The following is a 25,751-nucleotide window of genomic DNA, read 5'->3' as shown; positions in this document are numbered from 1 at the left end:
TTTGCTGTGGCTCTCGCCGATCAGTCCCCTAACCGAGGGTGACCAAGCATGCAAGAAAGCGTGATGCAGCGCATGTGGGAAAGCGCCCACCTTTCAGGTGGTAACGCTGCATATGTGGAAGAGCTTTATGAGCTCTACCTGCACGACCCTAACGCTGTGCCAGAAGAGTGGCGCACCTACTTCCAGAAGTTGCCCGCCGACGGCAGCACCGCTACCGATGTATCGCACTCGACGATCCGCGACCATTTCGTATTGCTGGCAAAGAACCAGCGCCGCGCCCAACCGGTTTCCGCCGGGAGCGTGAGCACAGAGCACGAGAAGAAGCAGGTTGAAGTGCTGCGACTGATCCAGGCCTATCGTATGCGCGGCCATCAGGCTGCCAAGCTCGACCCGTTGGGGTTGTGGCAGCGTCCTGCGCCCGTAGACCTGTCGATCAATCATTACGGCTTGACCAATGCCGATCTTGATACGACCTTCCGTGCCGGCGACCTGTTCATCGGCAAAGAGGAAGCGAGCCTACGCGAAATCTTCGAGGCGCTCGAGAAGACATATTGTCGCACCATTGGTGCCGAATTCACCCACATCGTCGATTCCGAGCAGCGCAGCTGGTTCCAGCAGCGCCTGGAAAGCGTGCGTGGCCGTCCGGAATTCTCCGCCGATGTGCAGGCGCACCTGCTCGAGCGCGTCACGGCCGGTGAGGGCCTGGAGAAGTACCTGGGCACCAAGTACCCGGGCACCAAGCGCTTCGGCCTGGAAGGCGGCGAGAGCCTGATCCCGATGCTGGACGAAATGATCCAGCGCTCCGGTTCCTACGGTACCAAGGAAGTCGTGATCGGCATGGCCCACCGTGGCCGCCTGAACGTGCTCGTCAACACCTTCGGCAAGAACCCGCGCGAGCTGTTCGACGAGTTCGAAGGCAAGAAGATGAACGAGCTGGGCTCCGGTGACGTGAAGTATCACCAGGGCTTCTCCTCCAACGTGATGACCCCCGGTGGCGAAGTTCACCTGGCCATGGCGTTCAACCCCTCCCACCTGGAAATCGTCTCGCCAGTGGTTGAAGGTTCGGTTCGCGCCCGCCAGGATCGCCGCAACGACAGCGTTGGCGACAAGGTCCTGCCGATCTCGATCCACGGCGACGCGGCGTTCGCCGGCCAGGGCGTGGTCATGGAAACCTTCCAGATGTCGCAGACCCGCGGTTTCAAGACCGGCGGCACCGTGCACATCGTGATCAACAACCAGGTCGGCTTCACCATCAGCAACCCGCTGGACGCGCGCTCCACCGAGTACGCCACCGACGTTGCCAAGATGATCCAGGCTCCGATCCTGCACGTGAACGGCGACGATCCGGAAGCGGTGATGTTCGTCACCCAGCTGGCCATCGATTACCGCATGCAGTTCAAGCGTGACGTGGTCATCGACCTGGTCTGCTACCGCCGCCGTGGCCACAACGAGGCCGACGAGCCGAACGGCACCCAGCCGCTGATGTACCAGCAGATCAGCAAGCAGCGCACCACACGTGAGCTGTACGCTGAGCAACTGATCAGTGCCGGCCGCATCGATGCCGAACGCGCCCAGGCCAAGATCGACGAGTACCGCAACGCCCTGGACAACGGCCTGCACGTCGTCAAGAGCCTGGTCAAGGAGCCGAACCGCGAGCTGTTCGTCGACTGGCGCCCCTACCTGGGCCATGCATGGACCGCGCGTCACGACACCCGCTTCGACCTCAAGACCCTGCAGGAACTGTCGGCCAAGCTGCTAGAACTGCCAGAGGGCTTCGTCGTCCAGCGTCAGGTCGCGAAGATCTACGAAGACCGCCAGAAGATGCAAGCCGGCGGCTTGCCGATCAACTGGGGTTACGCCGAGACCATGGCCTACGCCACCCTGCAGTTCGAGGGTCACCCGATCCGCATGACCGGCCAGGACATCGGCCGTGGCACCTTCTCGCACCGTCACGCGGTGCTGCACAACCAGAAGGACGCCAGCACCTACGTCCCGCTGAAGAACCTGTTCCCGGGCCAGCCGCGCTTCGACCTGTACGACTCCTTCCTTTCGGAAGAAGCGGTACTGGCTTTCGAATACGGCTACTCGACCACCACGCCGAACGCGCTGGTGATCTGGGAAGCCCAGTTCGGCGACTTCGCCAACGGCGCGCAAGTGGTGATCGACCAGTTCATCACCAGCGGCGAGCACAAGTGGGGCCGTCTGTGCGGTCTGACCATGCTGCTGCCACACGGTTATGAAGGGCAGGGCCCGGAGCACTCCTCCGCGCGTCTGGAGCGTTACCTGCAGCTTTGCGCCGAGCACAACATCCAGGTGTGCGTGCCGACCACTCCAGCACAGATCTACCACCTGCTGCGTCGCCAGGTCATCCGCCCGCTGCGCAAGCCGTTGGTCGTGCTGACGCCGAAGTCGCTGCTGCGCCACAAGCTGGCCATCTCGACCCTGGAAGACCTGGCCGAAGGCTCGTTCCAGACCGTGATCCCGGAAATCGATACCCTCGATCCGGCCAAGGTCGAACGCCTGGTCCTGTGCGGCGGCAAGGTCTACTACGACCTGCTGGAAAAACGCCGTGCCGAAGGCCGTGAAGACATCGCCATCGTGCGTATCGAACAGCTGTATCCGTTCCCTGAGGACGACCTGGTCGAAATCCTGGCGCCTTACACCAACCTCAAGCATGCAGTGTGGTGTCAGGAAGAGCCGATGAACCAGGGCGCCTGGTACAGCAGCCAGCACCACATGCGCCGTATCCTGGGCCGCCACAACAAGGCACTGGTCCTGGAATACGCCGGCCGCGACGCGTCCGCCGCGCCAGCCTGTGGTTACGCATCGAAGCACGCCGAACAGCAGGAAAAACTGCTGCAAGACGCGTTTACTGTCTAACGCCTTCGCGCACCTGAAACCGAATTTAAGGAAACACAGATAATGGCTATCGAGATCAAAGCCCCAACCTTCCCGGAATCGGTTGCCGATGGCACCGTTGCCACCTGGCACAAACAGCCGGGCGACGCCGTCAAGCGTGACGAGCTGATCGTCGACATCGAAACCGACAAAGTCGTGCTGGAAGTCCTGGCCACCGCCGACGGCGTGCTGGGCGCCATCGTCAAGGGCGAGGGCGATACCGTCCTGTCCGACGAAGTGCTGGGCTCGATCGTGGAAGGCGGCGCTGCCGCCGCTGCTCCAGCTGCCGCCCCGGCCGCTGCCGCTCCAGCCGCTGCTGTCGCCGCCGACGCTGGCGAAGACGACCCGGTTGCCGCACCTGCCGCGCGCAAGCTGGCTGAAGAGAACGGTATCGACCTGGCTACCGTTGCCGGCACCGGCAAGGGCGGTCGCATCACCAAGGAAGACGTCGTCGCCGCCGTCGCCAACAAAAAGTCGGCTCCGGCTCCAGCTGCCAAGCCGGCCGCTGCCGCCGCCGCTGCTCCGGTCGTCGCCGCCGCTGGCGACCGTACCGAGAAGCGTGTGCCGATGACCCGCCTGCGCGCCAAGATCGCCGAGCGTCTGGTCGAAGCCCAGTCGAACATGGCGATGCTGACCACCTTCAACGAAGTCGACATGACCGAAGTCATGGCCCTGCGTTCGAAGTACAAGGACCTGTTCGAGAAGACCCACAACGGCGTGCGCCTGGGCTTCATGTCGTTCTTCGTCAAGGCCGCCACCGAGGCGCTGAAGCGCTTCCCGGCGGTCAACGCCTCGATCGACGGCAACGACATCGTCTACCACGGTTATGCAGACGTTGGCGTCGCTGTTTCCAGCGACCGTGGCCTGGTGGTGCCGGTACTGCGCAACGCCGAGTCGATGAGCCTGGCGGAAATCGAGAACGGCATCGCTACCTTCGGCAAGAAGGCCCGTGACGGCAAGCTGGCCATCGAAGAAATGACTGGCGGTACCTTCACCATCACCAACGGTGGTACCTTCGGCTCGATGATGTCGACTCCGATCGTCAACCCGCCGCAGGCCGCGATCCTGGGCATGCACAACATCATCCAGCGCCCGATGGCCATCAATGGCCAAGTGGTGATCCGCCCAATGATGTACCTGGCGCTGTCCTACGACCACCGCCTGATCGACGGCAAGGAAGCGGTAACCTTCCTGGTGACCATCAAGAACCTGCTGGAAGATCCGTCTCGCCTGCTGCTGGACATCTAATCAACTAGCTGCGCGCCGCCGGCCCCGTTCTTCAAGAGACGGGGCTGTGCGGTACGCGGCTTGTAGCTTGTAGCTGATAAGGAATCTTTTATGACCCAGAAATTCGACGTAGTGGTGATTGGTGCAGGTCCTGGCGGCTATGTTGCCGCCATCAAGGCTGCCCAACTCGGTCTGAAGACTGCCTGTATCGAGAAGTACACCGACGCCGAGGGCAAGCTGGCCCTGGGCGGCACCTGCCTGAACGTAGGTTGCATTCCTTCCAAGGCGCTGCTGGACAGCTCCTGGAAGTACAAGGAAGCCAAAGAGAGCTTCAACGTCCACGGTATCTCCACGGGTGAAGTGAAGATGGACGTCGCCGCGATGGTTGGCCGCAAGGCCGGCATCGTCAAGAACCTGACCGGCGGTGTTGCCACCCTGTTCAAGGCCAACGGCGTCACTTCGATCCAGGGCCATGGCAAGCTGCTGGCCGGCAAGAAAGTCGAAGTCACCAAGGCTGACGGCACCACCGAAGTCATCGAAGCCGAGAACGTGATCCTGGCTTCCGGCTCGCGTCCGATCGACATTCCACCGGCTCCGGTCGACCAGAACGTCATCGTCGATTCCACCGGCGCCCTGGAATTCCAGGCTGTACCGAAGCGCCTGGGCGTCATCGGTGCCGGCGTGATCGGCCTGGAACTGGGCTCGGTCTGGGCTCGCCTGGGTGCCGAAGTCACCGTCCTGGAAGCCCTGGACACCTTCCTGATGGCTGCCGACACTGCCGTGTCGAAAGAAGCCCAGAAGACTCTGACCAAGCAAGGCCTGGACATCAAGCTGGGCGCTCGCGTCACCGGCTCGAAAGTCAACGGCAACGAAGTCGAAGTCACCTACACCAACGCCGAAGGCGAGCAGAAGATCACCTTCGACAAGCTGATCGTCGCGGTCGGCCGTCGTCCGGTGACCACTGACCTGCTGGCTGCCGACAGCGGTGTGACCATCGACGAGCGTGGCTACATCTTCGTCGATGACCACTGCGCTACCAGCGTTCCGGGCGTATTCGCCATCGGTGACGTGGTGCGTGGCATGATGCTGGCGCACAAGGCCTCGGAAGAGGGCATTATGGTCGTCGAGCGCATCAAGGGCCACAAAGCCCAGATGAACTACGACCTGATCCCGTCGGTCATCTACACCCACCCGGAAATCGCGTGGGTCGGCAAGACCGAACAAGCCTTGAAGGCCGAGGGTGTTGAGGTTAACGTAGGCACCTTCCCGTTCGCGGCCAGCGGCCGTGCGATGGCAGCCAACGATACCGGTGGTTTCGTCAAGGTCATCGCCGACGCCAAGACCGACCGCGTCCTGGGTGTTCACGTGATTGGCCCATCGGCTGCCGAACTGGTACAGCAGGGCGCGATCGCAATGGAATTCGGCACCAGTGCCGAGGATCTGGGCATGATGGTCTTCAGCCATCCGACCCTGTCCGAAGCGTTGCATGAAGCAGCGCTGGCGGTGAATGGCGGTGCCATTCACGTCGCCAACCGTAAGAAGCGTTAATTATAAGAAACCACGGCGGTCTGCCCGTCGTGGGTCTTGCGTGCAAGACTCACCGCGGAACGTCCGCCGGACCGGATCACATGGGAAAACCCGGGGTCAACGGTCACAGGTGGTGCGGCGCCAGTAATGGCGCAGCGCCGAAGCGCAGTACCTAACGAAGACGGTAAAAAGCATGAATCTTCACGAGTATCAGGGTAAGCAGCTGTTCGCTGAATACGGCCTGCCAGTTTCCAAGGGTTTCGCAGTCGACACCCCTGAAGCTGCAGCAGAAGCCTGCGACAAGATCGGCGGTTCCGAGTGGGTTGTAAAAGCCCAGGTTCACGCTGGTGGTCGCGGTAAAGCGGGCGGCGTCAAGCTGGTTCGCAGCAAGGAAGACGCCAAGGCGTTCGCTGCCCAGTGGCTTGGCAAGAACCTGGTTACCTACCAGACCGACGCCAATGGTCAGCCAGTTTCCAAGATCCTGGTCGAATCCTGCACTGACATCGCCAAAGAGCTGTACCTGGGCGCTGTAGTCGATCGTTCGAGCCGCCGCATCGTGTTCATGGCTTCCACCGAAGGTGGCGTGGACATCGAGAAAGTCGCTCACGACACTCCTGAGAAGATCCTCAAGGCCACCATCGATCCACTGGTCGGCGCTCAGCCGTTCCAGGGTCGCGAGCTGGCGTTCCAGCTGGGCCTGGAAGGCAAGCAAGTTCAGCAGTTCGCCAAGATCTTCGTAGGCCTGGCCAAGCTGTTCAAGGATCACGATCTGGCCCTGCTGGAAGTGAACCCGCTGGTGATCAAGGCCGATGGCGACCTGCACTGCCTCGATGCCAAGATCAACATCGACGCCAACGCCATGTACCGTCAGCCTAAGCTGAAGACCTTCCACGACCCGTCGCAGGACGACGCCCGTGAAGCCCACGCCGCCAAGTTCGAACTGAACTACGTTGCCCTCGAAGGCAACATCGGCTGCATGGTCAACGGTGCCGGCCTGGCCATGGGTACCATGGACATCGTCAACCTGCACGGCGGCAAGCCTGCCAACTTCCTCGACGTTGGCGGCGGTGCCACCAAAGAGCGCGTTACCGAAGCGTTCAAGATCATCCTGTCCGACAGCAATGTCGCGGCCGTACTGGTCAACATCTTCGGCGGCATCGTTCGCTGCGACATGATTGCCGAAGGCATCATCGGTGCAGTGAAAGAAGTCGGCGTCAAGGTTCCGGTCGTCGTTCGCCTCGAAGGCAACAACGCCGAACTGGGCGCTAAAGTACTGGCAGAAAGCGGTTTGAACATCATTGCGGCAACCAGCCTGACCGACGCTGCTCAACAAGTTGTCAAAGCTGCGGAGGGCAAGTAATGAGCGTCCTGATCAATAAAGACACCAAAGTCATCTGCCAGGGCTTCACCGGCTCGCAGGGTACTTTCCACTCCGAACAAGCCATCGCCTACGGCACCAAGATGGTCGGCGGCGTCACCCCGGGCAAGGGTGGCACCACCCACCTGGGCCTGCCGGTGTTCAACACCGTGAAAGAAGCCGTAGAAGCTACCGGCGCTGACGCGTCGGTGATCTACGTACCGGCTCCTTTCTGCAAGGACTCGATCCTGGAAGCCGCCTTCGGTGGCATCAAGCTGATCGTCTGCATCACCGAGGGTATCCCTACCCTCGACATGCTGGACGCCAAGGTCAAGTGCGACGAGCTGGGTGTGACCCTGATCGGCCCGAACTGCCCAGGCGTGATCACTCCGGGCGAGTGCAAGATCGGCATCATGCCGGGTCACATCCACCTGCCAGGCAAGGTCGGTATCGTTTCGCGTTCCGGCACCCTGACCTACGAAGCTGTCAAGCAGACCACCGACGCCGGTTTCGGCCAGTCGACCTGCGTCGGCATCGGCGGTGACCCGATCCCGGGCTCCAACTTCATCGACATCCTGAAGCTGTTCCAGGAAGATCCGAAGACCGAAGCGATCGTCATGATCGGTGAGATCGGCGGTTCCGCTGAAGAAGAAGCCGCGGCCTACATCAAGGCCAACGTGACCAAGCCTGTCGTTTCCTACATCGCCGGTGTTACCGCACCTGCGGGCAAGCGCATGGGCCACGCTGGCGCCATCATCTCCGGTGGCAAGGGTACCGCGGACGAGAAGTTCGCCGCCCTGCAGGACGCCGGTGTGAAAACCGTGCGTTCCCTGGCTGACATCGGCAAGGCCCTGGCCGAGCTGACTGGCTGGGAAGTCAAGAAGTAAGTAACACGTAGTACCCCCCACGCGCACAAAGGCCACCTTCGGGTGGCCTTTGTCGTTTTGCGTCTCTTGGGTGGCGAGCGCGGCTGAAGCAGGAGGTCGGTAGGCATTAGGAAAATCCGTTGGGCACAATCAGGATTTTCAACCAGACATTCGTTTGAATACGCAATAAATGGTCGCCTAACACGTTCAACAAGACGACAAACACATACGCACATCGGACAAGCAGCACTGTGCCAGTGCGTTTGCCGGGCAAAACAGGTAGGCTACGCGTTCACTCTGTGCCCGTACCCCAAAAGGGAACGACACGCTAAACGGGTCTGGCTCACCAAGCCGGGCAGCATTTCCCTTCATCCTATGGGAAATCCCCTCCGACTCCCGATTTCAGCAGTGTGGTATTTCCTTAAATGAAAGTGTTAAAAGGCCAGGATATCCTGGCGCTTGGCTTTATGACGTTTGCGCTTTTCGTAGGCGCTGGCAACATCATCTTCCCGCCTATCGTCGGCCTGCAGTCTGGCCCGAACGTATGGATGGCCGCACTCGGCTTCCTGGTCACCGCCGTGGGCCTGCCGGTCATCACCGTGATCGCCCTGGCCAAGGTCGGTGGCGGCATGGACGCCCTGAGCAGCCCGATCGGCAAGTTCTTCGGCGGCCTGCTGGCGGCGGTGTGCTACCTCTCGGTCGGCCCGCTGTTCGCAACCCCACGCACCGCGACCGTGTCGTTCGAAGTAGGCGTGGCGCCGCTGACCGGTGAAAGCCCGCTGGCACTGCTCATCTACAGCGTGGTGTACTTCGCCGTGGTCCTGGCCGTGTCGATGTACCCGGGCAAGTTGCTCGACACCGTGGGGCGTTTCCTCGCGCCCTTGAAGATCATCGCCCTGGCTGTGCTGGGCATCGCGGCGTTCGCATTGCCCGCCGGCACGATCGGTGAGGCCCAGCCTGCCTACGCCGCCGCCGCGTTCTCCAAAGGTTTCTCCGATGGTTACCTGACCATGGACACGCTGGGGGCACTGGTCTTCGGTATCGTCATCGTCAATGCCATCCGTTCGCGTGGCGTCGAGTCGCCGAAGCTGATCACTCGCTATGCCATCATTGCGGGCCTGATTGCCGGCCTGGGTCTGGTCCTGGTGTATGTCAGCCTGTTCCGCCTCGGTGCGGGCAGCCATGACATCGCAGCCGATGCCACCAACGGTGCGATGGTATTGCATGCCTATGTGCAGCACACCTTCGGTTCGCTGGGCAGTGGTTTCCTGGCCGTACTGATCGCACTGGCCTGCCTGGTCACCGCCGTTGGTCTGACCTGCGCCTGTGCCGAATACTTCAGCCAGATCCTGCCGCTGTCGTACCGTGCCCTGGTGGTGATCCTGGCTGGTTTCTCGCTGGTGATCTCCAACCTGGGCCTGACCAAGCTGATCATGTTCTCGATCCCGGTGCTGACGGCGATCTACCCGCCGTGCATCGTGGTCGTGGGCCTGAGCTTCGTGAAGGACCTGTGGAACTCCCCAACCCGCATCCTGGCCCCGGTCATGCTGGTGTCGCTGGTGTTCGGCGTTGTCGACGCCATCAAGGGCAGCAGCTTCGCCCACGTACTGCCTGACGCCCTGGCTCACCTGCCGTTCAGCAACGAAGGCATGGCCTGGCTGGTGCCATCGGTGGTCACCCTGGCTGTCGCCGTGGTCTGCGACCGCATGCTGGGCAAGCCGCGCGAGGCGCTGGCCTAACGTAACGGATTGAACCCGGTGTTGGTGCCGGCCACAAGCCGAAGGGCGCCAGCCAAGGGTGGCAAACCGAACCCCGCATCTGAACAGGTGCGGGGTTTTTTATTACCGTCTTTCTGTCCTGGCCTCATCGCCGGCAAGCCGGCTCCCACAGAGGGGGCAGTGATCCCTTGTGGGAGCCGGCTTGCCGGCGATGAGGTCAGTGCAGGCAAAAACTGAACGCCAGACACGTGTCTTTTAACGAATCCGGGCGTCGAAAACCGGTCTGTTTCTCTTTAAAGGGATTCCTGCATGACCTTCATCCAAAGCAACCTGGGCAACCTCCTGGCCGTCTGCTGGTTCGCCATCTGCTGGGGCGGCTACACCCGCTATGCCACCTGGAAGGGGCGCGATACTGCGTGCCTGGCCAGCGTGTTGCACCTTTACCGCGAGGATTGGATGCGCCGCATGCTGCTGCGCGACAACCGTATCGCTGATGCCAGCGTGATAGGCAACCTGGAGCGCAACGCATCGTTCTTCGCCTCCAGCACCCTGATCATTCTTGCCGGCATCCTCACCGTGCTCGGTGCGTCCGACCGCGCATTGTCGCTGTTGGCCGACCTGCCGCTGGTGCAGCAGGCGTCCCAAGGCATGTCGGAAATCAAGCTGCTGTGCCTGGCGACGGTGTTCGTCTATGCGTTCTTCACTTTCAGCTGGTGCATGCGTCAATACAACTTCGCCGCAGTGTTGGTGGGCTCGGCGCCGATGATAGGCGAACGTCAGGTCAACGAACTCGAGCGCAAGGCTTTCGCCTCCCGGGCGGCGCGGGTACTGTCGCTGGCCGCCAACCAGTTCAACCTGGGGTTGCGCTCGTATTACTTCGGCATGGCCATGTTGAGCTGGTTCATCAGCCCCTGGCTGTTCATGGCCATGAGCGTGGGCGTGGTGTTCATCCTGTATCGCCGTGAGTTCCACTCCCATGTACTGGAAGTGATGGTGTTCACGCCCACCGAAAGTGCACCGGTAGAGGCGAGTAGGGACACTTCCGAGAGTGCAGGCTGAAGCCTTTCAGCTTTAAATGACAGGCATAAAAAAACCCGACAGTGTCGGGTTTTTTTATGCCGCGAGATTACTGCTTGGCAGGCTCGGCAGGTGCAGTGGCCGGCGCTGGAGTGGAAGGCGCGGCTTCCTCGGCGGCCTTCTGCTGCGCTTCGGCCTGATCTTTGGCGGCTTCGGCGTTTTCCTTGGCGGCGTCGTTCATCTTATCCTGAGCTTCGCCCATCTTCTCTTGGGCTTGCTCGGCATGTTGCTGTGCGTCCTGGGCTTTGTCTTCGCTCGCTTTATCGCAAGCAGCCAGGCCCATGGCAGCGGCCAGCATCAGAGCAAAAGCAAAAGGTTTACGCATGGGGTGTTTCTCCTGGGTGGAATAACTTTGTATGTTCCTTCGAGTACGCCCCTGGCGAATAAGTTCAACGCAGGTTACAGATATATAACTGCCCAGCCTATATAGACTTTTTACCCATTTTATGCGGCGGCGGACAATGAACGAGACTCCATTGATGGCGATGGCCGAGCGCTTTCTGTCGGCATTGAAACATTGCCAGGTATTACAGATGCGGGTGCAGCATGCCGACGCCGATGGCATGACCCTGGTGCTGCCCTGGTCGCCGGCCATTGTCGGCAATCCGCAGAATGGCGCGGTGCATGGGGGTGTGCTGACCACGCTGATGGACACCACCTGCGGCATGGCCACGCTCTGCGCGCTGCCCAGCTTCGAAGTGTGCCCGACTCTGGACCTGCGCATCGACTACATGCACCCGGCCGAGGCGGGCAAGGACATCTATGGCCATGCCCAGTGCTACCGGGTGACCCGCGATGTCATCTTCACCCGGGGGACGGCCTACCAGGATGACCCTTCGCAACCGATCTGCCAGGTGGTCGGCACCTTCATGCGCCTGGGGCAGGACGTCAAGGGCGGCATCCGCTTCGGTAACAGCCTCAAGGAGCGCCGCACGTGATCCCCACCGATATCCGCCAACAGCTGAACCAAGCCCACGCCCGGGGTGATTACCAGCCCTTGCTGGCGTTGATCCCCTATGCCGGATTGATCGGTATCGAATGCGAGCGCCAGGGCGAAGACCTGCTGTTCCGTCTGCCGGCCAATCCGGACAATATCGGCAACCCGTTGCTGCCGGCGATTCATGGCGGCGTGATCGCCGGGTTCATGGAGCTGTCCGCGGCGCTCTACCTGCTGATCTACAGCGAAAGCGCGAGCATTCCGAAGATCATCGATTTCTCCATCGATTATCTGCGTGCCGGCCTTTACCGCGATACCTACGCCCAGTGCCAGCTGTGGCGCCAGGGGCGGCGGGTGACCAACGTCGCCATTACCGCCTGGCAGGGCGATCGCGACACCCCGATCGCCACGGCGCGCGCGCATTTCAAGATTGAACCCGAAAAGCCCTTGAAATAGTCAGGGCTGCCCCCATCTGCTGGACATCCGCCATCAAAAACGGCCCGCTGGCCGCCAGGCGTCACCAACCAACAGATTGGAGTTTTGAAGACCATGAGTGTGGAGACTCAAAAAGAAACCCTGGGCTTTCAGACCGAGGTAAAGCAACTGCTGCACCTCATGATCCATTCCCTGTATTCGAACAAGGAGATCTTCCTGCGCGAGCTGATCTCCAACGCCTCCGACGCCGCCGACAAGCTGCGCTTCGAGGCCCTGGCCAAGCCTGAGCTGCTCGAAGGCGACGCCGACCTGAAGATCCGCGTCAGCTTCGACAAGGCCGCCAACACCGTGACCCTCGAGGACAACGGCATCGGCATGAGCCGCGAAGACGTGATCGCGCACCTGGGTACCATCGCCAAGTCCGGCACTGCCGACTTCATGAAGAACCTCACTGGCGACCAGAAAAAGGACTCGCACCTGATCGGTCAGTTCGGCGTGGGCTTCTACTCCGCGTTCATCGTCGCCGACAAGGTCGACGTGTTCAGCCGTCGCGCCGGGCTGCCGGCCGCCGAGGGCGTGCACTGGTCGTCGAAAGGCGAGGGCGAGTTCGAAGTCGCCACCGTCGACAAGCCGCAGCGCGGTACCCGCATCGTCCTGCACCTGAAGAAGGGCGAGGATGAATTCGCCGATGGCTGGCGCCTGCGCAACGTGGTCAAGAAGTACTCCGACCACATCGCCCTGCCGATCGAGCTGCCCAAGGAGCAGGCCGAGGCCGCCGAAGGCGAGGAAAAACCGGCGCAGGAATGGGAAACCGTCAACCGCGCCAGCGCCCTGTGGACCCGTTCGCGCACCGAGGTGAAGGACGAGGAGTACCAGGAGTTCTACAAGCACATCGGCCATGACTTCGAGAACCCGCTGGCCTGGAGCCACAACAAGGTCGAAGGCAAGCTGGAGTACAACTCGCTGCTGTACGTGCCGGCCCGCGCGCCGTTCGACCTGTACCAGCGCGAAGCGCCACGCGGCCTGAAGCTGTACGTGCAGCGCGTGTTCATCATGGATCAGGCAGAGTCGTTCCTGCCGCTGTACCTGCGCTTCATCAAGGGCGTGGTCGACTCCAACGACCTGTCGCTGAACGTTTCCCGCGAGATTCTGCAGAAAGACCCGATCATCGACTCGATGAAGACCGCGCTGACCAAGCGCGTGCTGGACATGCTGGAGAAACTGGCGAAGAACGAGCCCGAGCAGTACAAGGGCTTCTGGAAGAACTTCGGCCAGGTGCTGAAGGAAGGCCCGGCCGAAGACTTCGCCAACAAGGAGAAGATCGCCAGCCTGCTGCGCTTCGCCTCCACCCATGACGACAGCGGCGAACAGAGCGTCGCCCTGGCCGACTACCTGGCCCGCGCCAAGGAAGGCCAGGACAAGATCTACTTCCTGACCGGCGAATCCTACGCCCAGGTCAAGAACAGCCCGCACCTGGAAGTCTTCCGCAAGAAAGGCATCGAAGTGCTGCTGCTGACCGACCGCATCGACGAGTGGCTGATGAGCTACCTCAACGAGTTCGACGGCAAGGCCTTCGTCGACGTCGCCCGCGGCGACCTGGACCTGGGCAAGCTGGACTCCGAAGAGGACAAGAAGGCCCAGGAAGAAGTCGCCAAGGACAAGGAAGGCCTGGTCGAGCGTCTCAAGGGCGCGCTGGGTGACAGCGTTGCCGAGGTGCGTGTCTCGCACCGCCTGACCGACTCGCCGGCGATCCTCGCCATCGGCGAACAGGACCTGGGCCTGCAGATGCGCCAGATCCTCGAGGCCAGCGGGCAGAAGGTGCCGGAGTCCAAGCCGATCTTCGAGTTCAACCCGAGCCACCCGCTGATCGAGAAGCTCGATGGCGAGCAGAGCGAAGACCGCTTCGCCGAGCTTTCGCACATCCTGTTCGACCAGGCGGCCCTGGCGGCCGGTGACAGCTTGAAGGATCCGGCGGCCTACGTGCGTCGCCTGAACAAGCTGCTGGTCGAGCTGTCGGCTTGACCTGAGGCAAGAAAAGCCCGCTTCGGCGGGCTTTTTCATGTCTGCTGATCCCACGAATACATCTATCCTGTCCTGACCCGTGAACGCCCAAGGAGAGCTGAATGAGCAAGGTCATCGTCGAGTCGTTGGTCTATCACCTGTCAGGAAAGGCTTACGAAAGCCGCCTGGTCTACGCCCCGGGCGCGCTGCCGCAGCCGGGCCTGGTGATGGCGCCGAACTGGATGGGTATCGGCGAGGGCGCCGAACGTATCGCCAAGGAAGTGGCCGAGCAAGGTTATGTGGTGCTGATTGCCGACTTGTATGGCCAGTCGGTGCGGCCGTCCAATGCTGACGAAGCCGGTACGGCGATGATGCCGCTGAAGAACGACCGCGCCGAACTGCGCAAGCGCATGCAGGAAGCGCTGGCGCAGTTGGTGGGGCAATCGAAGGCCTTGTTGGAGCCTGGCAAGGTGGCCACCTTCGGCTTCTGCTTCGGCGGCTGCTGTGCCCTGGAGCTTGCCCGCACCGGCGCCGATCTGAGGGCGGCGGTGTCGTTCCACGGCACGCTGGATACTCCGAACCCCGAGGATGCCAAGCGCATCAAGGGTTCGGTGCTGGTGCTGCATGGTGCCTCCGATCCACTGGTGCCACGGGAGCAGGTGCCAGCCTTCGAAGAAGAGATGAATGCTGCCAAGGTTGACTGGCAGTTGCTCAGCTATGGCGGAGCAGTGCACTCGTTCACCGACCCGAACGCCAATGTGCCGGGCAAGATGCAGTATGACCGGCGCACCTCGGAGCGGGCATTCCGTTCGATGCATAACTTGCTCAAGGAAGTGTTCGCAGGCTGAGCGCTCAAGGGCCTGCTGCGCAGGCCCATCGCCGGCAAGCCGGCTCCCACAGAAGCAATGCAAATCCCTGTGGGAGCCGGCTTGCCGGCGATGGGTCGCGAAGCGGCCCCCGTTAACGCGGCAATTCGATCCGTTCGCTTTCTCCCGGCACCATTGGCCAATCCCCGGCCGCCCAGCGCGCCCGGGCTTGTTCTATCAATCCCGGGTCACTGGCCACGAAGTTCCAGTTCATCCGCCGCGGCCCATCCAGCGGCGCGCCGCCGATCAGCACCAGCTGGCTCGTTTCTTCGGCATGCAACACCACCTCTTCGCCCTCGGGCAGCACGATAAGGCTGCATGGCTCGACCTCCTCGTCATCCAGCATCAACTCGCCTTCGAGCAGATACAGCGCGCGCTGTGCGTGTTCCGTCGGCACGATCAGGGTGGTGGCCGCCTGCATGTGCACATGAGCGTAGAGCGTGGGGGAGAGCACCGGTACCGGTGAGGCCAGGCAGAAACCTGTGCCGGCGATCATGCGGATCCGTACGCCGAGGCTGTCACTGGCCGGCAGGCTGTCGGCCGGATGATGGCTGTAGCTTGCCGGGCCCTGCTCATCGGACTTCGGCGAGGCCAGCCAGACCTGCAGCCCATGCAGTCGCGAGCCGCGCTCGAATACCTCGGCCGGCGTGCGCTCGACATGCGCCACGCCCGCTCCGGCGGTCATCCAGCTGACGTCTCCCGGGCGCACGCGCTGGTCCGAGCCGAGGCTGTCCTTGTGCTGGATTTCACCCTCGAACAGGTAGGTGAGGGTGGAAAGGCCAATATGCGGGTGCTGACGAATGTCCATGCCATGACCCGGTGCATAGTCGGTTTCCAGCATATGGTCGAAGAACACGAAAGGCCCTACGCTGCGGCACTGCGCCGAGGGCAGCGGACGCAGGATCGGCTGGCCCTCGACCGATTCGGCGCGTGGGCGGATGACCAGGGGGCTGCTCATGGCGACACTCCTTGAGGGATGCCTGCAAGCATAGCGTTTTGCCGTCCGTGGCTGAACCGTCGCGCGCGCTGCCCGGTCTACTCTTGCGGTACCGGCAAAGGAGCCTGAGATGATTGCCCGCACATTGGCCTGCCTGCTGTTGAGCGCAAGCCTGTTCGACACTGCGCAAGCCCGCGACTACCGCTACAGCGACGCCCATCTGCACTATGTGGATTTCTTCCAGGAAACCGAGGGCATGCCGGCTTTACTCAAGGCCATGGACGAGGCCGGGGTGGAACAGTCGATGATCTCCGGCATTCCGGTGGCGAAGAAATGGCACGAGGACGAGCCCAAGCGTCCGCGCTACTACGCAGGCGACGATGCCGATGCCTACTGGTACAGCGCCACCGACCTGTACGTCGCCGCCGCGCTGGAGAAACTGCCTGCCGAGCAGCGCAGGCGCTTTCATCCGTTCCTTACCGGCTTCAACCCGGTGGACAAGAATGCGGTCAACCATATCGAGCGCATGCTCGAGCTTTATCCGGGGCTGTGGCAGGGCATCGGCGAGGTGTTCACCCGTCATGACGATCTCACCGCCCTGACCAGCGGCGATACGCCGCGGGCCAACAACGAGGCCATGACCCGTATCTACCACCTCGCGGCCGAGCGCGACCTGCCGGTGCTGCTGCATTCGAACATCACCTCCAAGCGCGAGCGCAACCCGCTGTACCTGGCGGAAATCGAAGAGCCGTTGCGCAACCATCCGCATACCCGCTTCATCTGGGCTCATGCTGGCAGCAGCATGGAGATCCACCGACACCAGGAACGCATGGACTTTCTCCTGCCGGTGCTCACACGATTGCTAGAGGATTATCCCAACCTATACGTGGACCTGTCCTGGAGCGTGCTCGAGCCCTACCTGCTGGATGAGAAGGGCGTGCCACGCAAGGCCTGGGTCGAGTTGGTCCAACGCTTTCCCCAGCGCTTCATGCTCGGTTCCGATGTGGTGGGGCGCTTCGGCAGCATCGGCGAACAGATGCACGCTTTCGATCCATTCCTCGATGCGTTGCCAGAAGCGGTGGCAGAGCGGGTGAGCCGCAGGAATTTTGTCGATTTGCTGCCAAAAAGCGCGAAATAACGAGTTTCATGCGCAGATAGCGATTTGATATCGCCTTTTCGTCTTACGCAATTTCCAGGCGGCCCGATACCTTTTTTAAGCAACGGAATATCACGCTTGGGAGGGATCCTGGAAATGAGCCTGAGACGCTTGAATATCGCGCCGCGCGCCGGCCTTGGCTTTGGCATCATGGCGCTGCTGGTAGTGGCGCTGGGCGGCTTCGCGCTGCAACAGATGACCAACATGCGCCAGCAGTCCGAGCAGGTGGACAACAACTGGTTGCCGAGCGTGATCTCGGTGGGCCGCATGACTCAGGACATGCTACGCATCCGCGCCTTGACCTTGCGCCTGCTGGTCAACACTGACCCGGTCGCCCAGCAGCAGAACCGTGCCCGCATCGACGAGGTCAAAGGCGGCCTGAGCAAGGCTCAGAGTCACTACGATGCCTTGATCGTGCTTCCTGAGGAGCGCACGTTGTTCGACCGCTACCAGGGCCTTGAGCGTCAATACATGACCTTGCAGGGGCAGGTGGTGCAACTGGCCACCGATGGGCATGTCCAGGCAGCGGCGGCGCTGGTCAACGGCGAGATGAACCAGTTGGCCGACCAGATGACGACGACCCTCAACGAGCTGATCGAGCTGAACAACCATCAGGCCAACTCAGCCACCGACCTGGCCGAGGCCGTGTACAACGGTGCGAAGGTATGGGTCGGCGTGTTGCTGGTGATCGCCCTGAGCCTCACCGTGGTGCTCGCCCTGGCCTTGACCCGTAGCATCGTGCGACCGCTCGGCCAGTCGCTGAAGGTCGCCGAGACGGTCGCCACGGGCGACCTGACCCCGCAGATCACCGTACAGGGCGACGATGAGCCAGCGCGCCTGCTGGCGGCCCTCAAGAGCATGCAGCAGAGCCTGCGCGAGACCATCGGGCGGATTTCCGACTCGGCCAGCCAGCTGGCCTCGGCCTCCGAAGAGCTGAGTGCGGTCACCGAAGACGCCACCCGTGGCCTGCAGCAACAGAGCATGGAAATCGAGCAGGCCGCCACGGCGGTCAATCAGATGACGGCGGCGGTGGAGGAGGTGGCGAGCAACGCGGTGGCTACCTCCGAGGCTTCGCGTGAGTCAGACCAGATCGCCCGCCGTGGGCGCGAGCAGGTGCAGGCCACGGTCACCGCCATCGAGGCATTGGCCAGTGGCGTGGCGGGCAACGCCGAGGAGGTCGGGCAACTGGCCCAGCAGGTGCACGACATCAGCAAGGTGCTGGATGTGATCGGTTCGATCGCCGAGCAAACCAACCTGCTGGCGCTCAACGCGGCCATCGAGGCGGCGCGGGCCGGCGAAGCCGGACGCGGGTTCGCCGTGGTCGCCGACGAGGTGCGGGCGCTGGCTCACCGTACGCAGAGTTCGACCCAGGAGATCGAACAGATGATCGTGGCCATCCGCAGCGGCGCCGAACGGGCCGTGCAGGGCATGCAGCACAGCGACGCCCAGGCCCGTTCGACCCTGGACGGCGCCCATGCTGCCGGTCAGGCGTTGGAGGCGATCGCCGCAGCCATCGGCCAGATCAACGAACGCAACCTGGTGATCGCCAGTGCGTCGGAGCAGCAGGCCCAGGTGGCGCGCGAGGTGGACCGCAACCTCACCACCATCCGCGACTTGGCGCACCAGTCCTCGGCCGGGGCCGAGGAGACGTCGGCCGCGAGCCAGGCGCTGTCGCGGCTGGCGGTGGACCTCAATACCCTGGTGCAGCGGTTTTCGGTGTAAGGACCATCACGGGGGCACAAACAAAAACGCCCGGACCAAGGTCCGGGCGTTCTCGTTCAGCGGATCAGCCGATCACTTGCCAGTCCAGCGCTTGAGCACCAGGGTGGCGTTGGTGCCACCGAAGCCGAAGCTGTTGCTCATGACCGTGTCGATCTTGGCGTTCTCTTCGGTCTTGCGCAGTACCGGCAGGTCGGCGACCTCCGGGTCCAACTCGTCGATGTTGGCCGAGCCGGCGATGAAGTTGTTCTCCATCATCAGCAGGCAGTAGATCGCCTCGTGCACGCCCGCGGCGCCCAGCGAGTGACCCGACAGGCTCTTGGTCGAGCTGATTTTCGGTGCCTTGTCGCCGAACACTTCACGCACGCCTTTCATCTCGGCGACGTCGCCGACCGGGGTGGAGGTGCCGTGGGTGTTCAGGTAGTCGATCGGGGTGTCGACGGTGGACAGCGCCTGCTGCATGCAGCGGATCGCGCCTTCGCCGCTTGGGGCGACCATGTCGTAGCCGTCCGAAGTTGCGCCGTAGCCAACGATTTCGGCGTAGATCTTGGCGCCACGGGCCAGGGCGTGCTCGAGTTCTTCGACCACGACCATGCCGCCGCCGCCGGCGATGACGAAACCGTCACGGTCAGCGTCGTAGGCGCGCGAGGCCAGCTCGGGGGTTTCGTTGCGCTTGGTCGACAGGGCGCCCATGGCGTCGAACAGGAACGACTGGCTCCAGTGCTCTTCTTCACCGCCGCCGGCGAAGACGATGTCCTGCTTGCCCCACTGGATCTGCTCCATGGCGGTGCCGATGCAGTGTGCGGAGGTGGCGCAGGCCGATGAGATCGAGTAGTTGATGCCCTTGATCTTGAACGGGGTGGCCAGGCACGCCGACACGGTGCTGCCCATGGTGCGGGTGACACGGTAGGGGCCGACGCGCTTGACGCCTTTCTCGCGAAGGGTGTCCAGGGCTTCCATCTGGTTCAGGGTGGAGGCGCCGCCGGAACCGGCAACCAGGCCGGTGCGAGGGCTGGAAACCTGCTCTTCGGTCAGGCCGGCGTCCTTGATCGCGTCCTGCATGGCGAGGTACGCATAGGCGGCGGCGTGGCCGACGAAGCGATAGACCTTGCGGTCGATCAGCTCTTCGAGGTTCAGGTCGATGGAACCGGAAACCTGGCTACGCAGCCCCATTTCCTTGTATTCCGGGTTGTAACGGATACCCGGACGGCTGTTGCGCAGGTTTTCGGTGACGGTCTCTTTGTCATTGCCCAGGCACGATACGATGCCCAGACCAGTGATAACGACGCGGCGCATGCGAATAACCCTTAGAAATTGTCAGTGGAGGTGAACACGCCGACCCGCAGGCCTTCGGCGGTGTAGATCTCGCGCCCGTCGACGCTGACCGAGCCATCGGCGATGGCCATGTTCAGCTTGCCCTTGAGGACGCGCTTGATGTGAATGTTGTAGGTGACTTTCTTGGCGGTGGGTAGTACCTGGCCGAAGAATTTCACTTCGCCCGAACCCAGCGCACGGCCACGGCCTGGCAGGCCCTGCCAACCGAGGAAGAAGCCGACCAGTTGCCACATGGCATCGAGGCCCAGGCAGCCTGGCATCACCGGGTCGCCTTCGAAGTGGCAGGCGAAGAACCACAGGTCCGGATTGATATCCAGCTCGGCGACCAATTCACCTTTGCCGAACTTGCCGCCTTCCTCGCTGATATGAGTGATGCGATCGACCATCAGCATGTTCGGGGCGGGCAGTTGCGCATTACCGGGGCCGAACAGCTCACCGCGACTGCAGCGCAGCAGGTCTTCCCGAGTAAAGGCGTGTTGTTTGGTCATGCGAGCTCCTCAATAACCCCCTGCGGCAGGGGACGAATCTTCCCGGCCGGCCCGAAGCGCGTTGCATTCGAGGCGGCAGCCTACAGGTAGACTATTGCGTTGTGGTGAAAGTCACAGCGCACCTGGCAAAAGAAGTACAGGTGTGCACTGAAATGTTATTTTCCGGCCCTGGGGCGGTCCTGTCCAGTCTTTAAGACTGCCGCACTTTAGCATTTATCGCCAGTCGCAACTGCCTGACCGGGCAACCAGCGGCGCAGGATGCGCTGCAGATCGGTACGTTTGAACGGCTTGCTCAGGTAATCGTTCATTCCGGCGGCCAGGCAGCGTTCGCGGTCGCCCTGCAGCGCGCTGGCGGTCAGGGCGATGATTGGCAGTCCTTCGCCGTGGGGCAGCAGGCGGATGCGACGGGTAGCCTCGTATCCGTCCACCTGGGGCAGGCGGCAATCCATCAGCACCGCGGCGAAGCGTTGCTGGTCGACCAGATCGATCGCCTGGGTGCCGTCCATGGCCAGGCTGACCTCGAAGCCCAGGCTGCGCAGCATGGCCTCGATGACGCTCTGGTTGACCGGATTGTCCTCCACCAGCAGGATCCGCCCGCCGCCCTCAGCCGTCGCCTGGTCTTGTGTGGCGACACCGGGCAGGGCGCTGGGTGTGCTGGCCAGTGCCAGTGGCATTTCCAGGGTGAAGGTCGAGCCCAGGCCTTCGCGGCTCTCGCCGCGCAGCTGGCCACCCATGCGTTCCGCCAGGGTGCGGGCGATCGACAGGCCCAGGCCGGTACCGCCGTAGCGGCGGGAGATGGTGTTGTCGGCTTGCTGGAAGGCCACGAACATCATCTCCAGGCGGTTGCTGTCGATGCCGATGCCGGTGTCGCGCACGGTGCAGGTCAGCCAGATCAGCTGGCGGTCGAGCACTTGCCAGCGCGCCTCGATCGCCACTTCGCCACGCTCGGTGAATTTCAGGGCGTTGCCCACCAGGTTGAGCAGGATCTGGCGGATCCGCGTCGGGTCGCCCACCACCTGCAGTTGGTGCATGCCGGGGGGCAGTTGCAGGCGCAGGTCGAGGTTGCGCTGCTGGGCGGTGTGCTGGAACGACTGCACGCTGCTGGTGATGAGCTCGCCGAGGTTGAAATCGATGAGCTCCAGTTCGAGGGTGGTGCGCTCGATCCGCGAGAAATCGAGGATGTCGTTGATCACCTTGAGCAGGTGCCCGGTGGATTCGCTGGCCACCGCGGTGTATTCGGCCTGCTCGCCGGTCAGTTCGGTGGTCTCGAGCAACTGCAGCATGCCCAGCACACCGTTCATGGGTGTGCGCAGCTCGTGGCTCATCATCGCCAGGAAGTCCGACTTGGCGCGGTTGGCCTGCTCGGCCTCTTCGCGAGCCTGGATCAGTTGGCCCATGGCCTGTTGTTGTTCATGAGCGGCCTGGTCCAGGGCGCTGGCCAGGTTGTTGATGTGCCGGGCCAGGTGGCCCAGTTCGCTGTCGTCGACTACCGGCAGGGGCGCGTTGAAGTCGCCTTGCTGGATGGCGCGGACCGCATGGCCCATTTCGCTGATCGGCCTGGACAGGCTGGTGGCCAGGCGCCGGGCGAGCAGGAAAGTGAACAGCAGGGCGAACAGTGCGAGGATTGCGGCCTTGATCACGATCTCCTGTTGGCGCTGGCTGAAGGCATCGTCGGACATGCCGACGATCACCCGCCCCAGGTAGTCGTCGCCGATGTTTGGCGGCGGGCTCTTGCCTTGCAGGAAGTCGTTGTCCAGGCGGATCTGCTGCAGGCGGATCGGCGCCTGGAACACCTCGACCCGCTGGGCGCGGCTGAGGCTTTCATCGGGCTGCTCGACGTACACCAGGATATGGTTGCGGCTGTCCTGCACCTCGAGGAAACGCACGTGGGGAATGCTCAAGGTGGCGCGCATCAGGCTTTCGAGCACTTCGTTGTTGCCCGAGATCACCCCGTACTCGGACGCCGGCGCCAGCTGGTTGGCGATCAGCTGCCCGGTGTGGTTGAGCTCCTGGCGCAAGTCCTGGATGCGTACGAAGGTGAAGAAACTGATCAGCAGCAGGGTCAGCAACAGCGCGGGGCCCAGGCTGATGATCTGAGTGCGGGTGTGGATGTCCCAGCTCAGGCGCTTGCTCATGGGGTGGGGGTTCCTTCGGCAAGGGCCAGGGCGGCGGCTTCCGGGTCGATCGCTTCCAGGCCCAGGGCCCGGGCCACCTGCTGGTTGCCGCTGACACCAAAGTGCGTGGGGTAGAGGCTACGCGGCCAGCGGGCCGGTGGCTGGTCGAGCAACTGCTCGAGCACCGCCAGCCAATCGTCCTGGTCGCTGTAGGTGCTGGCCAGGGCGCCGGCGCGGACGAAGCCGACGTTCGGGCCGATCAGCGCCATTTGCCGGCCATAGCTGCTGAGCAGCACGTTCTTGGCCGACTTGGAGTTGTACAGCTCGGGGTCGTCCAGCCCCAGCAGCACATCACTGTTGTTCAGCAACTGCTGCAAGGGGCGGCTGTCGCGCACGTCGGGCCAGTCCTGGGCGACGATCTCCAAGCCCAGCGGGCGGGCTGCCTGGCGCAGCTCGTCGAGCAGGAAGCGGCTGTGTTCGCCATACAGCACGCCGATGCGCCGCGCCTGCGGCAGCAGGTAGCGGGCCAGGCGCAGTTGCCGGGCCAGGGGCGGGTCGCTCCACAGCAGGGTGAGGTAGGCGGGGCGCGACACCCCCAGGCGTTGCTCGGCCTGGACCCGGCTGATGCGCAGCGCCAGTGCCAATGGCCCGGTTGCCTCCGTCAGTCGCCACTCCAAGGCCGGGATGTCGAGCAGCACCAGGCGGGTGTCGGCCTTGAGCTTGCCCGGGGCAGGCAGCTGCTCGACGGTCTGGAACCGCACCTGGTCATGGGGCCTGCGCTTTTCCAGGGCTGCGACGAAGCCGCGGATGCCGGGCTGGTCTTCGCCGCCCACCAGCAGGATCTCGCTGGCCGACAGTGATCCCAAGGGCCATAGGCACAGCAGCAGCAGGCGCAGCAGGCGCAGCATCAGAATTCCAGCTCCGCGCTGACACTCAGGCGGTGGCGGCTGTCATAACGGTTCTGTTCGAGAGTGACCGGTTCGTCATCCAGGCGCTGCTGCCACAGCGCGGCCAGTTCCAGATTGCTGCCCTGGATCTTGAAGCGCTTGGCCACGCGCAGGTCGACCCGCTCGTAGCGGTACCGGTTGAGGGCATCGTCGCCGTAATAGAAGAGGGCGCTGGACCAGCCCTCGCCCCAATCGCGTAGCCAGCCGGCCGAGCCGCTGTTGCGGGCACTCAGGCGGCGATCGGCCGAGTTGCTGGCCCAGGCGTCGACATAGGCATAGGTCAGGCGCAGGCGGTCGCGCTGGGTGGCGCGCCAGTCGAACTGCGCCTCGCTGCCGCTGAAACGGGCTTTGTTGGCATTGCTGGCGATGAACTGGTTGTTCTTCAACGGCTCGCTGATCATGCCGGTGATTTCGTCGTAGAACAGTTTCACGTCGACATTCAGGTCGATGTCGCTGAAGGCGCCGTTGTAGCCGAGCTCTCGTGAACGCATGCGCTCCTGGTCGAGGTTGCCGGGGCCGCTGGTCTTGACGAAATACTCGCCGTTCTGCAAGCCGTACAGGTTGGGCGAGAGGCCCTTGACCGTGTAGCTCCAGTTGACGTTGTTCTCGAACATGTCCGGCGAGCGAATGGCCTCGGAATACACCGCGCGCAGGCCGTGGCGAGGGGTGATCAGGTAGTTCACCGCCATGCGCGGGGTGAGCGAATTGCCCGACAATTGCGAATGTTCGTACATCGCGCCGCCCTGGACGATCCAGTGCTCGTCGGCGCGCCATTCGAGCTGGCCGAACAGGCGCCAGGTCTGGTCGTCGATGCTGCCGTTGAAGTAGGTCTGCGAATCGGCGCGATCGTAGCGGTAGTTCATGCCGCTGACCAGGCGCAGGCTGTCGGTGAGGCTCAGGGTGTCCTGGATTTCCAGGTCATAGCGGGTTTCACGGGTGCTCTGGTCGACGTCGCCGCAGATCGTGTTGCTGCCACCGCTGGCCCATTGGTTCTGCACCTGGCCCGTCAGCGAACCGAGCACGGGGTCGCTGGTGCTGGGCAGGTTGCCGGTGTACAGGTTGCGCGCGACCTTCTCGGCGAAGTTCGGGTCGAGCTGCCACAGGCGTGTCAGCTCGGGGCTGAAGGCAATTGCCGCATCGCAGGCGCGCCATACCTGCTGGCGGTCGAAGCGCTGCGCCGAACCCTGCACGTACAGGCTGTGCTCGGGGTTGAGGTCGAGGTTCCAGCGCACCGAGCCTGCGTAGTCCTTGGCGTTGACGTCGGCGTTGTCGCCGGCCCGGTAATTGCCGAACACTGGCTGGTAGGTATAAGGCCGCTGGTTGCTGCCTTCCTTGGCCGCCAGTTGCCATTCCAGCGTCTGGTTCGGCGCCAGGGTGTGGCTGGCACTGATGTTGATGCGGTTTAGCCGGCGGCTGTCGCGGTAGTCGCGGCCGAACTGGTCCTGGTCGAAGCCGTCGTCCTGCTGGCCGGAGAGCGACAGGCGCAGGTCACCGGTGTCCCAGCCGAAGCCTTGGCTGGCGTAGTAGTCGTTGATGCCATCCTGGCCGCGGGTCAGCTTGACCCGCGTGCCATGGCTGTCGGCCGGGTTGCGGGTGAGGATGTTGACCACCGCCATCAGTGCGTTGGCGCCGTAGCTGACGGTGTTCGGGCCGCGGAACACCTCGATGCGCTCGATATCCTCGATGGCCACGGGGATGTCGCTCCAGTCCACCGTGGCCAGGCCGGCGCGGTACACCGAGCGGCCATCGATCAGCACCTGCATGCGCCGGGCGTCGCTGACGTTGCTGCCATGGTAGTTGACCGTCGGCTGGTTGCCGGCGCCGTAGCCGATCATCATGCCCGGCACCAGGCGCAGCAGCTCGGGGATGTCGCGGGCACCGCTGGCACGGATCAGCTCGTTGTCGAGCACGGTCATGCTGCCCGGAACCGCCGCCGGGGATTGTTTCAGGCGCGTGGCGGTCAGAACCTGCGGCAGGTCCTGGTTGTCGATGAACAGGTCATCGGCCACGGCCGGGCCGCCCAGCAGGGCAGTCAGCAACAGCAGGCGAGGGTACGGGGGCGTGCCAGGGAACACGAAACGGCCTTGTTTCAGAGATCAATCAGGCATGTTAACCGACCGTGCGGCTTTTGCCAGTGACCGCGACA

General features: G+C 62.9%; 20 protein-coding genes and 1 pseudogene. 14 read left to right on the top strand and 7 right to left on the bottom strand.

Translation table 11 applies throughout. From position 1 onward, the window contains the following. Positions 1-48 precede the first annotated feature (48 nt). The 7 genes from ACQ4OD_RS12620 to ACQ4OD_RS12590 all read left to right on the top strand — a co-directional run bounded on the left by ACQ4OD_RS12620 (position 49) and on the right by ACQ4OD_RS12590 (position 10,652). Positions 49-2,880, top strand: a complete 2,832-nt coding sequence (locus ACQ4OD_RS12620; protein ID WP_102684706.1) for a 2-oxoglutarate dehydrogenase E1 component — start codon at positions 49-51, stop codon at positions 2,878-2,880. A gap of 42 nt (positions 2,881-2,922) precedes the next feature. Continuing rightward, positions 2,923-4,146 carry a 2-oxoglutarate dehydrogenase complex dihydrolipoyllysine-residue succinyltransferase gene (gene odhB, locus ACQ4OD_RS12615; protein ID WP_430944382.1) on the top strand — a complete coding sequence of 408 codons (1,224 nt, stop codon included), beginning with the start codon at positions 2,923-2,925 and terminating at the stop codon, positions 4,144-4,146. A gap of 90 nt (positions 4,147-4,236) precedes the next feature. Then, on the top strand, positions 4,237-5,673 hold the full coding sequence (gene lpdA, locus ACQ4OD_RS12610; RefSeq protein ID WP_102684708.1) for a dihydrolipoyl dehydrogenase: 1,437 nt from the start codon (positions 4,237-4,239) through the stop codon (positions 5,671-5,673). Between the two features lie 172 nt (positions 5,674-5,845). After that, a complete protein-coding gene (gene sucC, locus ACQ4OD_RS12605) occupies positions 5,846-7,012 on the top strand; it encodes an ADP-forming succinate--CoA ligase subunit beta (protein ID WP_023629628.1) in 1,167 nt (388 codons plus the stop codon). Then, positions 7,012-7,896 (top strand): succinate--CoA ligase subunit alpha, encoded by an 885-nt coding sequence (sucD, locus tag ACQ4OD_RS12600; RefSeq protein ID WP_004376004.1) that lies wholly within the window; start codon positions 7,012-7,014, stop codon positions 7,894-7,896. Before sucC ends, sucD begins: the two co-directional genes overlap by 1 nt. Positions 7,897-8,300: 404 nt before the next feature. Then, complete coding sequence (gene brnQ, locus ACQ4OD_RS12595; RefSeq protein WP_046854768.1) at positions 8,301-9,614, top strand: branched-chain amino acid transport system II carrier protein; 1,314 nt, start codon at positions 8,301-8,303, stop codon at positions 9,612-9,614. A gap of 288 nt (positions 9,615-9,902) precedes the next feature. Next, positions 9,903-10,652, top strand: coding sequence for a DUF599 domain-containing protein (locus ACQ4OD_RS12590; protein WP_139669725.1), 750 nt, complete (start codon positions 9,903-9,905; stop codon positions 10,650-10,652). Between the two features lie 67 nt (positions 10,653-10,719). On the opposite strand, the gene ACQ4OD_RS12585 is transcribed toward ACQ4OD_RS12590, so the two are convergent. Beyond that, positions 10,720-10,995, bottom strand: a complete 276-nt coding sequence (locus ACQ4OD_RS12585; RefSeq protein WP_046854770.1) for a hypothetical protein — start codon at positions 10,993-10,995, stop codon at positions 10,720-10,722. Positions 10,996-11,131: 136 nt separating this feature from the next. On the opposite strand from ACQ4OD_RS12585, the gene ACQ4OD_RS12580 reads away from it, so the two are divergent. The 4 genes from ACQ4OD_RS12580 to ACQ4OD_RS12565 all read left to right on the top strand — a co-directional run bounded on the left by ACQ4OD_RS12580 (position 11,132) and on the right by ACQ4OD_RS12565 (position 14,891). Further along, positions 11,132-11,608: a PaaI family thioesterase gene (locus ACQ4OD_RS12580; RefSeq protein WP_111533203.1), complete on the top strand. Its 477-nt coding sequence runs from the start codon at positions 11,132-11,134 to the stop codon at positions 11,606-11,608. Then, positions 11,605-12,063 carry a PaaI family thioesterase gene (locus tag ACQ4OD_RS12575; protein WP_110704451.1) on the top strand — a complete coding sequence of 153 codons (459 nt, stop codon included), beginning with the start codon at positions 11,605-11,607 and terminating at the stop codon, positions 12,061-12,063. Before ACQ4OD_RS12580 ends, ACQ4OD_RS12575 begins: the two co-directional genes overlap by 4 nt. Positions 12,064-12,156: 93 nt before the next feature. After that, the gene (gene htpG / locus ACQ4OD_RS12570) at positions 12,157-14,064 is read left to right on the top strand and encodes a molecular chaperone HtpG (protein ID WP_102684712.1); all 1,908 of its coding nucleotides are present in this window, start codon (positions 12,157-12,159) and stop codon (positions 14,062-14,064) included. Between the two features lie 101 nt (positions 14,065-14,165). Beyond that, entirely contained in the window at positions 14,166-14,891 is a 726-nt protein-coding gene (locus ACQ4OD_RS12565; RefSeq protein WP_430944381.1) for a dienelactone hydrolase family protein, read from the top strand. A 112-nt stretch (positions 14,892-15,003) separates the two neighbouring features. On the opposite strand, the gene ACQ4OD_RS12560 is transcribed toward ACQ4OD_RS12565, so the two are convergent. Then, a complete protein-coding gene (locus ACQ4OD_RS12560) occupies positions 15,004-15,867 on the bottom strand; it encodes a pirin family protein (RefSeq protein WP_430944380.1) in 864 nt (287 codons plus the stop codon). A gap of 109 nt (positions 15,868-15,976) precedes the next feature. On the opposite strand from ACQ4OD_RS12560, the gene ACQ4OD_RS12555 reads away from it, so the two are divergent. The 3 genes and pseudogenes from ACQ4OD_RS12555 to ACQ4OD_RS12545 all read left to right on the top strand — a co-directional run bounded on the left by ACQ4OD_RS12555 (position 15,977) and on the right by ACQ4OD_RS12545 (position 18,724). Further along, positions 15,977-16,984 carry an amidohydrolase family protein gene (locus ACQ4OD_RS12555; RefSeq protein ID WP_198755269.1) on the top strand — a complete coding sequence of 336 codons (1,008 nt, stop codon included), beginning with the start codon at positions 15,977-15,979 and terminating at the stop codon, positions 16,982-16,984. A gap of 114 nt (positions 16,985-17,098) precedes the next feature. Further along, positions 17,099-17,869, top strand: a pseudogene (locus tag ACQ4OD_RS12550) (MCP four helix bundle domain-containing protein); the annotation flags it as partial. Then, on the top strand, positions 17,861-18,724 hold the full coding sequence (locus tag ACQ4OD_RS12545; RefSeq protein ID WP_430944384.1) for a methyl-accepting chemotaxis protein: 864 nt from the start codon (positions 17,861-17,863) through the stop codon (positions 18,722-18,724). The pseudogene ACQ4OD_RS12550 and the gene ACQ4OD_RS12545, both read left to right, overlap by 9 nt. Positions 18,725-18,796: 72 nt before the next feature. Here the strand turns inward: ACQ4OD_RS12545 and fabB are convergent, their stop codons facing one another. The 5 genes from fabB to ACQ4OD_RS12520 form a co-directional block, all read right to left on the bottom strand. Beyond that, complete coding sequence (fabB, locus tag ACQ4OD_RS12540; RefSeq protein WP_139669737.1) at positions 18,797-20,017, bottom strand: beta-ketoacyl-ACP synthase I; 1,221 nt, start codon at positions 20,015-20,017, stop codon at positions 18,797-18,799. A gap of 11 nt (positions 20,018-20,028) precedes the next feature. Further along, on the bottom strand, positions 20,029-20,544 hold the full coding sequence (gene fabA / locus ACQ4OD_RS12535) for a 3-hydroxyacyl-[acyl-carrier-protein] dehydratase FabA (RefSeq protein ID WP_102684717.1): 516 nt from the start codon (positions 20,542-20,544) through the stop codon (positions 20,029-20,031). Between the two features lie 206 nt (positions 20,545-20,750). Beyond that, the gene (locus ACQ4OD_RS12530) at positions 20,751-22,679 is read right to left on the bottom strand and encodes a response regulator (protein ID WP_430944379.1); all 1,929 of its coding nucleotides are present in this window, start codon (positions 22,677-22,679) and stop codon (positions 20,751-20,753) included. Beyond that, positions 22,676-23,566 (bottom strand): ABC transporter substrate-binding protein, encoded by an 891-nt coding sequence (locus tag ACQ4OD_RS12525; RefSeq protein ID WP_139669740.1) that lies wholly within the window; start codon positions 23,564-23,566, stop codon positions 22,676-22,678. Before ACQ4OD_RS12525 ends, ACQ4OD_RS12530 begins: the two co-directional genes overlap by 4 nt. After that, on the bottom strand, positions 23,566-25,680 hold the full coding sequence (locus ACQ4OD_RS12520) for a TonB-dependent receptor plug domain-containing protein (RefSeq protein WP_139669742.1): 2,115 nt from the start codon (positions 25,678-25,680) through the stop codon (positions 23,566-23,568). The genes ACQ4OD_RS12525 and ACQ4OD_RS12520 overlap by 1 nt, the downstream gene beginning before the upstream one ends. Positions 25,681-25,751: the final 71 nt, after the last annotated feature.

This window comes from Pseudomonas sp. WC1 (assembly GCF_050586565.1).
Taxonomy (GTDB): Bacteria; Pseudomonadota; Gammaproteobacteria; order Pseudomonadales; family Pseudomonadaceae; genus Aquipseudomonas.
This window is presented reverse-complemented; position numbering and strand designations above follow the sequence as displayed.

What these genes read in the sequence shown, in the direction of transcription:
- ACQ4OD_RS12620 (WP_102684706.1), top strand. Translation starts at nt 49, where the DNA reads ATGCAAGAAAGCGTGATGCAGCGCATGTGGGAAAGCGCCCACCTTTCA.
- odhB (WP_430944382.1), top strand. Translation starts at nt 2,923, where the DNA reads ATGGCTATCGAGATCAAAGCCCCAACCTTCCCGGAATCGGTTGCCGAT.
- lpdA (WP_102684708.1), top strand. Translation starts at nt 4,237, where the DNA reads ATGACCCAGAAATTCGACGTAGTGGTGATTGGTGCAGGTCCTGGCGGC.
- sucC (WP_023629628.1), top strand. Translation starts at nt 5,846, where the DNA reads ATGAATCTTCACGAGTATCAGGGTAAGCAGCTGTTCGCTGAATACGGC.
- sucD (WP_004376004.1), top strand. Translation starts at nt 7,012, where the DNA reads ATGAGCGTCCTGATCAATAAAGACACCAAAGTCATCTGCCAGGGCTTC.
- brnQ (WP_046854768.1), top strand. Translation starts at nt 8,301, where the DNA reads ATGAAAGTGTTAAAAGGCCAGGATATCCTGGCGCTTGGCTTTATGACG.
- ACQ4OD_RS12590 (WP_139669725.1), top strand. Translation starts at nt 9,903, where the DNA reads ATGACCTTCATCCAAAGCAACCTGGGCAACCTCCTGGCCGTCTGCTGG.
- ACQ4OD_RS12585 (WP_046854770.1), bottom strand. Translation starts at nt 10,995, where the DNA reads ATGCGTAAACCTTTTGCTTTTGCTCTGATGCTGGCCGCTGCCATGGGC.
- ACQ4OD_RS12580 (WP_111533203.1), top strand. Translation starts at nt 11,132, where the DNA reads ATGAACGAGACTCCATTGATGGCGATGGCCGAGCGCTTTCTGTCGGCA.
- htpG (WP_102684712.1), top strand. Translation starts at nt 12,157, where the DNA reads ATGAGTGTGGAGACTCAAAAAGAAACCCTGGGCTTTCAGACCGAGGTA.
- ACQ4OD_RS12565 (WP_430944381.1), top strand. Translation starts at nt 14,166, where the DNA reads ATGAGCAAGGTCATCGTCGAGTCGTTGGTCTATCACCTGTCAGGAAAG.
- ACQ4OD_RS12560 (WP_430944380.1), bottom strand. Translation starts at nt 15,867, where the DNA reads ATGAGCAGCCCCCTGGTCATCCGCCCACGCGCCGAATCGGTCGAGGGC.
- ACQ4OD_RS12555 (WP_198755269.1), top strand. Translation starts at nt 15,977, where the DNA reads ATGATTGCCCGCACATTGGCCTGCCTGCTGTTGAGCGCAAGCCTGTTC.
- ACQ4OD_RS12545 (WP_430944384.1), top strand. Translation starts at nt 17,861, where the DNA reads ATGCAGCAGAGCCTGCGCGAGACCATCGGGCGGATTTCCGACTCGGCC.
- fabB (WP_139669737.1), bottom strand. Translation starts at nt 20,017, where the DNA reads ATGCGCCGCGTCGTTATCACTGGTCTGGGCATCGTATCGTGCCTGGGC.
- fabA (WP_102684717.1), bottom strand. Translation starts at nt 20,544, where the DNA reads ATGACCAAACAACACGCCTTTACTCGGGAAGACCTGCTGCGCTGCAGT.
- ACQ4OD_RS12530 (WP_430944379.1), bottom strand. Translation starts at nt 22,679, where the DNA reads ATGAGCAAGCGCCTGAGCTGGGACATCCACACCCGCACTCAGATCATC.
- ACQ4OD_RS12525 (WP_139669740.1), bottom strand. Translation starts at nt 23,566, where the DNA reads ATGCTGCGCCTGCTGCGCCTGCTGCTGCTGTGCCTATGGCCCTTGGGA.